9 protein-coding genes and 1 pseudogene are annotated in these 12,962 nt (G+C 37.1%); 7 read left to right on the top strand and 3 right to left on the bottom strand.

Features of this window, described 5'->3' with window-relative positions; genetic code table 11:
* Window positions 1-982 precede the first annotated feature (982 nt).
* The 7 genes and pseudogenes from A6M14_RS04255 to A6M14_RS04225 all read left to right on the top strand — a co-directional run.
* Window positions 983-1,262: pseudogene (locus tag A6M14_RS04255) on the top strand (YadA-like family protein); the annotation flags it as partial.
* Between the two features lie 91 nt (window positions 1,263-1,353).
* Window positions 1,354-1,734, top strand: coding sequence for an outer membrane protein assembly factor BamE (locus A6M14_RS04250; RefSeq protein WP_152873774.1), 381 nt, complete (start codon window positions 1,354-1,356; stop codon window positions 1,732-1,734).
* A gap of 50 nt (window positions 1,735-1,784) precedes the next feature.
* Window positions 1,785-2,207, top strand: a complete 423-nt coding sequence (locus tag A6M14_RS04245) for a hypothetical protein (protein WP_152873773.1) — start codon at window positions 1,785-1,787, stop codon at window positions 2,205-2,207.
* 307 nt (window positions 2,208-2,514) lie between these two features.
* Window positions 2,515-4,344, top strand: a complete 1,830-nt coding sequence (gene ilvD, locus A6M14_RS04240; RefSeq protein ID WP_152873772.1) for a dihydroxy-acid dehydratase — start codon at window positions 2,515-2,517, stop codon at window positions 4,342-4,344.
* Between the two features lie 249 nt (window positions 4,345-4,593).
* On the top strand, window positions 4,594-5,889 hold the full coding sequence (locus tag A6M14_RS04235; protein WP_152873771.1) for a hypothetical protein: 1,296 nt from the start codon (window positions 4,594-4,596) through the stop codon (window positions 5,887-5,889).
* A 5-nt stretch (window positions 5,890-5,894) separates the two neighbouring features.
* Complete coding sequence (locus A6M14_RS04230) at window positions 5,895-6,179, top strand: chorismate mutase (protein ID WP_152873770.1); 285 nt, start codon at window positions 5,895-5,897, stop codon at window positions 6,177-6,179.
* A 144-nt stretch (window positions 6,180-6,323) separates the two neighbouring features.
* Window positions 6,324-7,046 (top strand): sulfite exporter TauE/SafE family protein, encoded by a 723-nt coding sequence (locus A6M14_RS04225; protein WP_152873769.1) that lies wholly within the window; start codon window positions 6,324-6,326, stop codon window positions 7,044-7,046.
* A gap of 87 nt (window positions 7,047-7,133) precedes the next feature.
* Here A6M14_RS04225 and A6M14_RS04220 read toward each other — a convergent pair whose 3' ends face one another.
* From A6M14_RS04220 to ppc, 3 genes are all read right to left on the bottom strand, one after another.
* The gene (locus A6M14_RS04220) at window positions 7,134-8,039 is read right to left on the bottom strand and encodes a LysR family transcriptional regulator (protein WP_152873768.1); all 906 of its coding nucleotides are present in this window, start codon (window positions 8,037-8,039) and stop codon (window positions 7,134-7,136) included.
* 94 nt (window positions 8,040-8,133) lie between these two features.
* Complete coding sequence (locus tag A6M14_RS04215; protein WP_152873767.1) at window positions 8,134-9,435, bottom strand: solute carrier family 23 protein; 1,302 nt, start codon at window positions 9,433-9,435, stop codon at window positions 8,134-8,136.
* A 296-nt stretch (window positions 9,436-9,731) separates the two neighbouring features.
* Window positions 9,732-12,416: a phosphoenolpyruvate carboxylase gene (gene ppc / locus A6M14_RS04210; protein WP_152873766.1), complete on the bottom strand. Its 2,685-nt coding sequence runs from the start codon at window positions 12,414-12,416 to the stop codon at window positions 9,732-9,734.
* Window positions 12,417-12,962 lie beyond the last annotated feature (546 nt).

The raw sequence follows: 12,962 nt of genomic DNA, 5'->3' as shown, positions 1-12,962 counted from the left end.
GACAGATATTGCGAAGAACACAACGGATATTGCGGTAACTAAAGCGCAAACTGATTCGAATACTACTGCTATAGCCAAGAACACGACAGATATTGCTAAAAATGCGAGTGATATTTCTGATATCAAGACTGATGTAGCGGTTACGAAGGTACAAGTAGCGAAAAATACGACAGATATTGCGAAGAATACGACGGATATTGCAGCGGTAAAAACTACAGCTGATAAGAATACGATGGATATTGCAGCGAATAAAACGGCTATTGATGGTGTTAGTGATCGAGTGACTAAGCTATCTGATAGTGCTGTACAGTATGAAAAGGATCCAAATGGAATTGTAAATAAGGACAAAGTTGTTTTAGCTGGTGGTGCTAATGGAACTCAACTTTCTAATGTTGCAAGCGCAGGAGACTATACTGTAGCTGCTAATGAAAAGAACGCAGTAAATGCAGGTGATTTGAATACTGCCGTAACAAATGTGACGAATGATTTAACAAATAAAGGTCTAACTTTTACAGGAAACTCAGGGTCAAATACATCAAAACTTGGTACTACAGTTGAAATAAAAGGAGCAGATAGCAACATTTCTACAACTGTAAGTGGAGGTACAATTTCGATTGCATTAGCAAAAGACATTAGTGTCGATAAAGTTACAGCAAAAGATGTTATTGCTGATAAAGGAACTATTAAGAATATTACATCTGATAATGTTACTGTTGGTGATGTAGTCATTAATAAGGACACTGGTATTAATGCTGGCAATAAAGTTATTTCAAATGTAGCAAAAGGCGTAACTCCAAATGATGCAGCAAATGTTGGCCAAGTTGATGAAGTTGCAAAATATCTAGGTGGTGGTGCTGGTTATGACAACATTACAAAGAGCTTTAATGCACCTGTATACGAAATAGCTGGTTATGGTAGCCATAATGATGTTGGAAGTGCAATTTCAGCATTGGACGGGAAAGTAGATGATTTACGTGTCGAATTAAATCAAGCTTTTTATTCAACAAATGAACGTATTGATAGTGTTGAGAAAAAAAGCAAATGCAGGCATAGCTGCAGCTATGGCTTTAGAATCAGCCCCATTTATTGCTGGTAAATATACTTACTCTGTTGGTGCTGCATATCATGGTGGAGAAAATGCAGTTGGTGTTACCTTGCGTAAAACAGCAGATAGCGGACGTTGGTCTATTACAGGCGGTGTAGCAGCAGCTTCACAAGGTGATCCAAGTGTACGTATCGGTATTAGTGGTGTAATTGATTAATTTATGAAGTGATATAAAAAAGGGAAACTCGTTTCCCTTTTTTTAATAAATATTAGTAATGGTTAAATAAGAATATATTGAGATAAGTAAAATGATTAAAAAATTATTAGGGTTATTAATACTTGGATTTGTTTTTCAAGGTACAGTAAATGCAAAAGAGGTATTGGATACTCAGGAAGTTGCATCAGATACAGTTGAATTCCCCGATGTTAAAGATAGTTATTTGAAACAAATTAGTCGCTACGATATTACACAGATTAAGCAGTTAGATAGTGGTTTGACTAAAGATCAAATTCGAGCAATTTTAGGTAACCCACATTTTAATGTTGGTATTTTTAATGTGAAACAATGGAACTATGTTTTAGATATTAAGGCTATCGAAAAGAATGAGTATAAACGTTGTCAGTTAAGAATTAATTTTGATAAAAATCAAAAAGTCGAAAAATATTATTGGAAAGGAAAAAGTTGTTAGTTGTTGCTTAACCGCAATTTTTTCTTATATGTTTAAGCAAGGAAATTCTAATGATTAGAAAAATTACACTAGTATTAGCTGGTTTATTAAGCATATCACCTGTATACGCTATGGAAAAAAACACCATAAACTTAGATAAGGAGTTCTGGGGGAAATGGAGTATTTTAAATCAAAAAGCATCATGTATAGAAAGTTATGAGTTTAAAAAACCTGGTACATTTACCTATGAAGGGAATCAAAAAAAGCTACATGGAGAATTTGCAGTTATACGTTCTCAAGATAACTTAAAGCTAGATATTCTTTCACTAGTTGTAAAAAATGATAACGGTTTATTGGGATGCGGAGGAGATAAAATGAATTATTCAAATCAAAAATCTGCATTTTCCTTAAAATGGATCACTAAAAAGTCTGCAGAAATTTGTTTAGATCCAGATGCAAAACAATGTATTGGTATATTTTTAAATAAGCAATAAGCAAGCGATAAAAAGGAGTTCTTAGGAGCTCCTTTTTTATAGCTTTTATTTATGCAAAATTGAAAAATTATTCATATAAGTTTTATATTTTATCTATTCATATAGCGGTATAGTAGAAAAGAATCATATATTGAATTAAAGATTGACTAAAAATTCATGTAGATGATGAAAAGTTCAGTGATCATGCTTTAAACACAAGTTATAGTATGAAAGCTCAGTCTTTGGCTGATATATTGAATATTAATACGAATATTTCGTCAGAATAAGGCAAATACTTATTCAAGCATATACATTGTTGGAAAACACCATGCCAGATTATCGTTCAAAAACATCAACTCACGGAAGAAATATGGCCGGCGCACGTGGCTTATGGCGTGCAACAGGTATGAAAGATGAAGATTTCGGTAAGCCAATCATTGCTGTAGTCAACTCATTTACCCAATTTGTACCGGGTCATGTTCACCTAAAAGATTTAGGTCAGTTGGTTGCTGAACAAATTCAGGCATCTGGTGGTGTTGCAAAAGAATTTAATACCATTGCCGTTGATGACGGTATTGCTATGGGACACGATGGCATGTTGTATTCATTGCCTTCACGTGACTTAATTGCAGATTCTGTGGAATACATGGTAAATGCACATTGCGCAGATGCGATGGTGTGTATTTCAAACTGTGACAAAATTACTCCAGGGATGCTCATGGCATCGATGCGTTTGAACATTCCTGTTGTATTTGTTTCAGGCGGTCCAATGGAAGCAGGTAAAGTTCAAATCCGTGGTAATGAACAAGCGATTGACCTTGTTGATGCTATGATTGTGGCAGCAGACGATAACTATACAGATGAAGAAGTAAAAGCCTATGAACGCTCTGCATGTCCAACATGTGGTTCATGTTCAGGTATGTTTACTGCCAACTCGATGAACTGCTTAACTGAAGCATTGGGCTTATCACTTCCAGGTAATGGTTCTACGCTTGCAACGCATGCAAACCGTAAAAAATTATTCGAAAAAGCTGGTCAATTGATTGTTGAAATTACCAAACGTCATTATGAGCAAAATGACTACAGTGTATTACCACGTAATGTTGCCACTAAAGCATCGTATGAAAATGCCATGACTTTAGATATCGCGATGGGTGGTTCAACCAATACAGTTCTACATTTATTGGCAGCTGCACACGAAGCAGAAGTTGATTTTACAATGGACGATATCGACCGTTTATCTCGTAAAGTGCCAGTACTGTGCAAAGTTGCACCTGCGGTAAAAAATGTACATATGGAAGATATTCACCGCGCGGGCGGCATTATGTCTATCTTAGGTGAATTAGATCGTGCAGGCTTACTTGATACGTCTGTACCAACGGTTCACGAAGCAACTTTAAAAGATGCTTTGGACAAATGGGACATTATCCGTACTGAAGATGAAGACGTGTATCAGTTCTTCAAATCAGCGCCGGGTGGCGTACCAACACAAACAGCATTCTCACAAGATCGTTACTACACACGTTTAGATGGTGACCGTGAAAATGGTGTGATTCGTAATGCAGAACATGCCTTTTCTAAAGATGGTGGTTTAGCAGTACTTTACGGTAATATCGCGCTTGAGGGCTGTATTGTAAAAACTGCGGGCGTGGATGATTCAATTTTGAAATTCAACGGTGTAGCACGTGTCTTTGAAAGCCAAGATTCTGCAGTAGAAGCGATTTTAGGCGGTAAAATCACTGCAGGTGATGTAGTGGTGATCCGCTACGAAGGTCCACGTGGTGGTCCCGGTATGCAAGAAATGCTTTATCCAACAAGTTACTTGAAATCGAAAGGTTTAGGTAAAGATTGTGCTTTATTAACAGATGGTCGTTTCTCTGGTGGTTCATCAGGTCTTTCAATTGGTCACGTATCACCTGAAGCTGCGGAAGGTGGTGCAATTGCTTTAGTTGAAGATGGTGACCGTATTGAAATTGATATTCCAAACCGTACCATCCATTTGGCGGTAGAAGATGCAGTGATGGCAGCACGCCGTGAAGCACAAGAAGCGAAAGGTTGGCAGCCTGCTGAAGATCGTCCACGTAAAATTTCAAAAGCATTAAAAGCATATGCAATGCATACGACGAGTGCTTCGAAAGGCGCGATACGTGACATCTAATAATCTCATCATTTTAGATTAGCGTTAAAAAAGCACTCATTTTATTGGGTGCTTTTTTATGAGAAAAATACTGTTAAAGTGGTTGAAGTCTGATTGATTTTTAACAAATCAGGCTTATCAAAAGATTGAACATTTTGTTTTGAATTGCTATAAGTTTTTCATCGGGCTTATACTCTTTTAATTATTTAAAAAACTAAATGGTTGTCTAATCGTGTGATTGGGCAATCTATATTCTTCGAGGCTTATCTCATGTCATTGCTGCGCCGTTGGTTCGATCCAATCAGATCGAGTTGGTTTTATCAAAAACCGATTCGCCAAGAGGTGTTGTCTATAGATCAGGGGTTAAGTATTCATTTGCGCTTAGATGATGTTTATAGTTATTTAGCGGTACAACAATTACCCCAATTAGAAGAAATTTTAAGAGAAGAATTAAAACCATTAAAAGTGGTGATTTCTAGCCAGACGGCAGAACCCCCAAATCATATGTCTGCAAAAGAGTGGCAAAATTATTGCTTAAATGATGCTAAAATCTTATCGAAACAACATCGTTTTAGCTTTCACGAAACACCCGAACAGCCTGCTAAAGAAGCTCTAAAACAGGCTGAAGTTATATTGAAAAATACCCCATTAAGAGGGCAGGATTTTTTATATTTACTCGAAGATGTTTTTCACATGCTTTGGCAAAAGCAAAATGGAAAATTACGGACACTGTTTGCAATGGCAAGCCGTCATCATAAAGTTCAAAACTTTGAAGAACGTATTTTTAATGATGATGAAGTTCTTGCAAGCTATTTTCAATTTGGTGAACGTAAATATCATGCAGTAGATGATTTATTACGTCTTACTCGTCGCTTAAAAAGACAAAATTTACTGACAGACAACCCCATATTTTTGATCAATCATATTGATTGGCGAGAGCATTTAATTAGTGATGCTGAAGAGTTAAATGAGATTCAGGGTCTAGATCCTGAGTTAGATTTATATATTGCTTTGGAAGATCCAATTTCGTGGTTATTACTTGCTTATATCAAAGAAGAATTAGCCAATTATTACAATATTCAATTGAATGTTTATCCACTTAGTTACCATGATCGAGACCTTTTCGACTGGGGCTTAGCAACACGGTTGTCGAAGCGTACAGAAGTTGCATTTACACCATTTTGTAGACCAACCGAAATCACTACGGTGAATATGGCAAAGCTGTTTTATAGTGTGCCTGAAGAACAACAAATAGACGTAATACATCGTATTTTGAAAGCAGTGTGGACGGAAGGAAAAGACTTATCCTATACACCTCATTTAAATGAATTAATGCGTGAATTAGAGCTAGAAAAGTTAACGGATTTGGATGTTATTGGAAAGCTTAAACAGAACGATATCCATTGTGAAATGAAATCTCAGCCAAATTTTCCTGTGCTTGAGTTAAGAGTTGATGGACAAAGTTATGTATTTAATAGCTTATATCGTGTTTGGATGATTGAAAGTATTTTCAGTAACGTGTTAGAAGAGAAGTATAAAAATGAAAGTAATACGGATAGTGAATAGTTCAAATGAAAAAAGAAAAAGTGGAATCGTTGGAAGCTGCGCGTAGTCAAATAGATTTAATTGACGATGCATTGATTGAACTGATGGCGACACGTCAGTTTTATGTAGATCAGGCGATTCGTTTTAAACGATCACTCGAAGATGTAAAGCCGACACGAGTAGATGAAGTAATTGAAAAAGTTAGACTTAAAGCCTCTGATCAAGGTGTAGATCCAGATTTAATTGAAAATATTTATAGAGAAATGATTCAGCATTTCATTCGTCGTGAATTAAAAGAAATACGACCATAACAAGGCATGTTTAGCATGCTTTTTTTATACCTGTACTTTTAAAAGTAAGCCTCAATATTTAATTGAGGCTTACTACATAAAACACTGATTTTTAAAAGATGCATTTTTCATTAGCATAGCCAAACTTGATGAAGGATTTATCACATGGTTTGGTTTGTTATTACCGTATTTGCGCTCGCAGGCATGATTAAAGGCACGATTGGTTTAGGTTTACCTGCTGTGTCTATGGGTTTGTTGACCATGGTGATTAGCCCGTTTCAAGCGGCAACTTTGTTGATTATTCCTTCTATGGTGACAAATTTTTGGCAACTTTTTGCCGAGGGGAGAGTTTTACAACTAATCAAACGTTTTTGGTTGTTATTGCTTGGCATTATTGTGGGTTCTATTTGGAGTGTTTTTCCAACTTTAGGTCATACAGATTTTCATAGCGAGGCACTTTTAGGTGGCATGCTCGCGCTTTATGGTATGTATGGTTTGTTTGCGAAAAGCATGCCAAATTTGTCGAAGCATGAAACATGGTTATCACCCATTATGGGGTATTTGGGCGGTGCTTTAACGGTGGCGACAGGGGTGGTGGTGATTCCCGTTGTACCGTATTTGCAGACCTTGAATTTGCAACGTGATGATTTGGTTCAATCGCTTGGTTTGGCATTTACAACTTCGACCATTTGTTTGGCAGTATTTTTGCACCAAAACCCAGTAGAAAATATGCCTATTGATTACGGAATGTCTGCCATTGCGTTGATTCCTGCTTTGGTGGGAATGTGGTTAGGGACAAAAATTCGTTATCGTATTTCTGAGCAAAAATTTCGTAAAGTATTCTTCTTTGGCTTAATTGCTTTGGGTAGCTATATGATTTTGCGGTGATAGACGTTGGCACAATAATAGGAAAAAGAATTAAGAGGCTGTATTTTAATTGGTAGACATAAAGGCAATTATGCAAAATTGTTGTTTTCATCCCAACTTCAACTGACTATTCTGCGATATTAAAAACTGCGCAAAGTGCTGATAGGCTACAGGCAAATCATCAAAATTTTTCGCAGTTAGTAAAAGCTTTCGGTTTGCCCATTCACCTGTCAATTCCACTTGTTGAAAACTATAAAAATCCTTTAAACGCAAAGCAGCACGTTTCGGCATAATCGCAATACCCACACCATTGGCAATCACCTGTGCAATAGCTGCAAAATTCGGTAAACGTAAACGATATTGAATAGCACAACCCAATAATTTTGCCTGAGTTTCAATAGATTGTTGTAAGGAATGATGCTGCATTAAACCCACAAAAGCATGCGATAAAATGTCCGAAAGTTTTAAATTTTTCTGTGTCGCCAACTCATGATTTTGAGGGCAAATGAGCACCAAAGGATCATCTGAAAATTCTAAAGTTTGTAATTGATGTGACTTAAAAAAACTCGAAATTACCCCCAATTTGGCAGAACCATTTTCAATGGCATGCACAATATCATTCGATTCAGCTTCTTTTAAATCGATTTGCGTATTGGGATTTTCCACTAAATATTGCGGTAACAATAAGGGTAAATATTCACTTTGTGCAGATGAATTACACCATAAAGTAATACTTGAGCTTAATCCTTCAGAAAAGGGCGCCATTGCTTGTTGTAATTGTTTTGTTTGCTGCAAAATTTGTTGTGCATGTTCTACAAAAGTTTGTCCTGCAAGCGTAAGTTTTACCCCAGAAGAATAACGAGTAAATAAACTGACCGACAATAATTGTTCAAGCTTTTTAATACGTTCGCTACACGCTTGCAAAGAAATAGCAGAGCGTTCAGCACCTTTGGTGAGACTTCCTGTATCTACAATATGAAGGACAAGTTGCAGGTCGAACAAATCTAAGCGCATGGCGAATCATCATTTTATATGTAGCTTCATCTTATGAAAAAATGAGACATAAAAAAAGCAGTCCGAAGACTGCTATAAAATTTATATTTAATAATTAAGATTTATCGCCCAAACTGAAGAACCAGTTCAGAATAAGTGCTGCAAATGTAGCGGTACCAATACCACCTAAGTTAAAACTACCAAATTGAAGGGCAAAGTCACCTGTACCTAAAATAATAGTTACTGCAGCAACCATCAGGTTTTTGTTTTTCGAGAAATCGACTTTGTTTTCAATCCAGATTTTTGCACCTGCAATAGTAATTAAGCCGAATACAACAATAGATGCACCCGTTAAAATTGCAGTTGGAATGGTGTGAATAATGGCACCAAACTTAGGAGAAAAGCCTAAGAAAATGGCAAAGATCCCTGCGAATACAAACACGATGGTTGAGTAAACGCGAGTCACCGCCATCACACCAATGTTTTCGCCATAAGTGGTCATACCTGGGCCACCAACACCACCAGATAAAGTTGTTGCAATACCATCTGCAACAAAGGCCTTACCAATATGTGGGTCAAGGTTTTCACCTGTCATTGCACCTACAGCTTTAATATGACCTAAGTTTTCAGCCACTAAAATAAGTGCGATTGGTGCGATGATTAGCATTGCATTTGCACTAAATTCTGGAGCATGGAAGCTTGGTAAACCAAACCAAGAAGCTTGTTGAATAGGCGCAAAGTTAATTGGCGTGCCGTAACCCATGACATTGGAAATAATGTAATACGTTAAATAAGCGAGTAATAAACCCACCAGTAGTAATAAACGTTGTAACAAGCCTTTGGTAAATACGGCAATTGAACCCATGCAAAGCACAGTCACTAAAGCCATCCACATATTAAAGTTATTGCCTGCGACGCCTTTAATGGTCACTGGTGCTAAATTCAGACCAATAATCATTACGACAGCCCCTGTGACTACAGGTGGCATCAGTTTTTCGATCCAACGAGTTCCCGTTGCCATCACAATGAAACCGAAGATGGTATATAAAATACCACACGCAATAATTCCGCCTGCGGCTAGCGCAATATTGGTATTTGGCGCACCTGTACCTGAAGCAGCATAACCTGTTGCTGCAATCACAACCCCAATAAATGCAAAACTAGAACCTAAATAACTAGGAACGCGACCACCCGTTATAAAGAAGAACAAGATGGTACAAATACCTGACATTAAAATGGCAAGGTTAGCGTCGAAACCCATTAAGAATGGAGCTAGAACTGTCGCACCGAACATAGCGAAAGCATGTTGTATACCTAATACAACGCTTTGTACTGGAGGTAAATATTCATTTGTACCTACAGGGCGTGCATCAATACTGCCTTCATATGGACGCCATTTTGGAAACCAGTTGGACATAAAATGTGCACTCAAAAGATAAATTGAACACATCATACTCTTGTTGTAAAAAAGTTTTAATGTCTTTAACAAAAAAAAGATTCAAACTAATTACCTGACTTTACATGTGTTTTTACCGACTGATAAAAGTTTTTAAATAGAAAAACAGCATTAAATCAGCACTTAATGAGTACAAGGAGAGTTTTGTTTCTATCTGTAATCATTGTAATTTTACTGATATCGCTAATAATTTTTTTTAATGAACGTTCATTAAAAAAGCACACGTTAATGTGTGCTTTTTTATAAGTGATTATTAATTAACCTGTATTGCGTAATCCTGCTGCAATACCCGCAATGCTCACCATTAATGCATGATCTACAGGGGTAACTTCAGCTTGATTTTCCCCCATATATGCACGACGACGTTTCATCAATTCAGCTTGCAATAAATGTAGAGGGAGTAAGTAAGGCTTACGCACTTTCATCGATTGATCTAAAACATCATTGCTGCTTAAAAGTTTAGATTCACCTTTAAGTGCCAACAAAGTTTTTACTGCATCTTTTAGACGTTGGCGTAATTCCTCACCTAAAATTTTCAAATCTTCATCTTGTGTTAAATGCGCTTCGTAATATAAAGCCACGTGACTATCTGCTTTTGAAAGTACCATTTCCAACATATCAATGAGCGTTTGGAAGTAAGGCCATTCTTTTAGCATTTCATCTAAAAGATCTTTCTGATCATTGGCGATGACTTGATTAATTGCTGCGCCTGTTCCCAACCAAGCAGGTAGCATCAAGCGAATTTGTGTCCAAGCAAAAACCCAAGGAATTGCACGTAAAGATTCAATACCACCGCTGACTTTACGCTTTGCAGGACGTGAACCCAATGGCAGCATTTGCAATTCAAGTTCAGGCGTTACTGTACGTAGATATTTTACGAAATGAGCATTATCGCGAACCGTTTTACGATATACCTGAACAGATAAATCGGTCATTTGATGCATTAACTCACGCCATTCATCTTTCGGAACAGGCGGTGGTAAAAGCGTTGCTTCCAAAGTTGCTGCGGTATAAATCTCTAAGTTCTGTAGTGCAATGCCTTCTAAACCGAACTTGAAGCGAATCATTTCACCTTGTTCAGTCACACGAATGGCACCTGAAATTGAACCAGGTGGTTGCGAGAACAAAGCTTGTTGTGTTGGCGCACCGCCACGACTAATTGAGCCACCACGACCATGGAAGAGGGTCAGTTGTACACCATGCTTTTGTGCAACAGCAGTTAACTCTTCTTGGGCACGATATTGCGCCCAGTTTGCAGACATAAAACCTGCATCTTTTGCAGAGTCTGAATAGCCAATCATCACTTCATGTTTGCCATGAATATGTTGTTTATACCAATGCATACCAAATAAGGTATTCATGGTTTCTGCTGCACCATCTAAATCTTTTAATGTTTCAAATAACGGCACAACACGTAAAGGGTGCTTAATATCGGCTTCTTTTTGCAGAAGAAGAACAGCCAAAACATCACTTGGATATTCTGCCATTGAAATAATATAAGCACCTAAACTCTCTTGCGGTTGTTCTGCCAAAGTTCGCATAGTTGCAAATACTTCTTGAACGTCAGGATGTTCAATTAGGCTTCTTGCAGGCTCATTTAAGTGTTTAGGCAAGAGTGGACGTTTACTTTGCAACTCTTGCAACAAAAAGTTTTGACGTGCTTGTTCTGTCCAAGTTTCAAAGTTGCCTAAACCTAGATATTCCGTAATTGCTGAAATGGCTTGGCGATGACGACCAGATTCTTGACGAATATCGAGTTTTAAAAGTTCAATACCAAAGCAATTTACACGGTGAATGTAATCGAGCAATTTGCCATTGGCAATTGCAGGTAAATGACAATCAATTAAAGAGCGGTAGCATAAAAAGAGAGGTTGTAAGAGTTCATCTTTGCTTTTAATAACGAGGTTTTCATCTGCATCACGACCTGCAAGTTTTTCTGCCAACCAATAGCGTGTTGCTTTTAAGCGTTCACGTGTATCACGTAAATATTCACGATACGGCTCTGCATGATCTTTGCCTAGCGCTTGTTTTAATTCATCTGAACATTGCTGAATTGAAAGTTCCCAACGTAAATCTTCAATATCACGTAAATATAAATCTGCGGCTTGCCAACGAGAAAGCCAAAGTACTTCTTGGGTGATGTTATGCGTTACATTTGGGTTACCGTCTCGGTCACCGCCCATCCAAGACGCAAAACGAACAGGCGCAACAGTTAAAGGTAAGTCTTTACCGCATTGTTTTTGCACCATTCCATTGAGTTCACGAATAAACTTTGGAACAGCATTCCATAACGTTTGCTCGATTGTCGTGAAGCCCCATTTTGCTTCATCAATTGGAGTTGGCTTGTTTTGACGAATTTCATCGGTTTGCCAAGCGGAACAAATCAATTGTTTTAAATCTGCTAAAACAGTTTGACGTTCACGTGGCGTTAATTTTTGTTGATCAAACTTATGTAGACAGTCATTAATACCATCATATTTTTGAATGAGTGTACGACGGCTAACTTCTGTTGGATGAGCTGTTAAAACCAATTCAATTTTTAAATCACAAATTTGTTGATAAAGCACATCTGATGAAATTTGGTTCTGTTTAAATTTTTCAAATAAATGATCGAGTGGATTTGGTGATGGTAGTGTTTCATCAAATTCACTTTGGCGACGGCTACGAACCACATGATATTGTTCGGCAATATTGGAAAAATTAAGAAAATGGGTAAATGCTCGAGTTAAAGGCAGAATTTCGGCATCGCCTAAGCTAGATAATAGTTTTTCGAGTTCTCTTTCGGCTTCAATTTGTCCATCTCGCGCACCTTTAGACAATGCACGAATTTGCTCGACTTGATTAAACAAATCTTGTCCTGCTTGCTCCTTGAGGGTTTCACCCAATAAATTCCCAAGTAAACGTACGTCTTCGCGTAATGGAGCAGCAATTTGTTGAATCATTTTAATCATTCCCCGCTTGTTCTTAATTTTAATATACCGTGAATACATGACATTTCTAGGTGTCTACAGACAAAAGTAGCACAAATACTGGCGATAAATTCTGCAATTGATGTGCCATTTCAGCTAAAAATAATGTTTTAAATAGCTGATTCATAAATAGCAGTTATAAAAAAATTATTGGACCGAAATGACTTTAAGTGGGCTGAAGCAAGAAAGCGTGACTTCACGTGGAACATATGTCTATTTTTTTGCTTAGTAAGGCTAATTTTTAAATAAAGAAAGCAAAATTTTAAAGAATATCTTTTGTGATAATTCAATAAAAAATACTTGGATAATTGCGCAAGCTAAAGAATTAAATTTCCATGACTGAAGCTCTGATGAGATAAAAAACTATCTTTAAAGTCAATTTTATTTTGATTTTTTGATGAACGCATTTAGTACAAAAACCAAGTTACGTTATTTTTAGCGTAGTTTTCTTGTAATGAATGTACAAACAAATATTTAAAGTAAAAAAAACAACATTACTAGGGTCTGTTGACATTTTCT

Origin of the sequence: Acinetobacter portensis (genome assembly GCF_009372215.1) — a bacterium.
Lineage (GTDB): Bacteria > Pseudomonadota > Gammaproteobacteria > Pseudomonadales > Moraxellaceae > Acinetobacter > Acinetobacter portensis.
This window is presented reverse-complemented; position numbering and strand designations above follow the sequence as displayed.

What these genes read in the sequence shown, in the direction of transcription:
- A6M14_RS04250 (WP_152873774.1), top strand. Translation starts at nt 1,354, where the DNA reads ATGATTAAAAAATTATTAGGGTTATTAATACTTGGATTTGTTTTTCAA.
- A6M14_RS04230 (WP_152873770.1), top strand. Translation starts at nt 5,895, where the DNA reads ATGAAAAAAGAAAAAGTGGAATCGTTGGAAGCTGCGCGTAGTCAAATA.
- A6M14_RS04225 (WP_152873769.1), top strand. Translation starts at nt 6,324, where the DNA reads ATGGTTTGGTTTGTTATTACCGTATTTGCGCTCGCAGGCATGATTAAA.
- ilvD (WP_152873772.1), top strand. Translation starts at nt 2,515, where the DNA reads ATGCCAGATTATCGTTCAAAAACATCAACTCACGGAAGAAATATGGCC.
- A6M14_RS04235 (WP_152873771.1), top strand. Translation starts at nt 4,594, where the DNA reads ATGTCATTGCTGCGCCGTTGGTTCGATCCAATCAGATCGAGTTGGTTT.
- ppc (WP_152873766.1), bottom strand. Translation starts at nt 12,416, where the DNA reads ATGATTCAACAAATTGCTGCTCCATTACGCGAAGACGTACGTTTACTT.
- A6M14_RS04245 (WP_152873773.1), top strand. Translation starts at nt 1,785, where the DNA reads ATGATTAGAAAAATTACACTAGTATTAGCTGGTTTATTAAGCATATCA.
- A6M14_RS04220 (WP_152873768.1), bottom strand. Translation starts at nt 8,039, where the DNA reads ATGCGCTTAGATTTGTTCGACCTGCAACTTGTCCTTCATATTGTAGAT.
- A6M14_RS04215 (WP_152873767.1), bottom strand. Translation starts at nt 9,435, where the DNA reads ATGTCCAACTGGTTTCCAAAATGGCGTCCATATGAAGGCAGTATTGAT.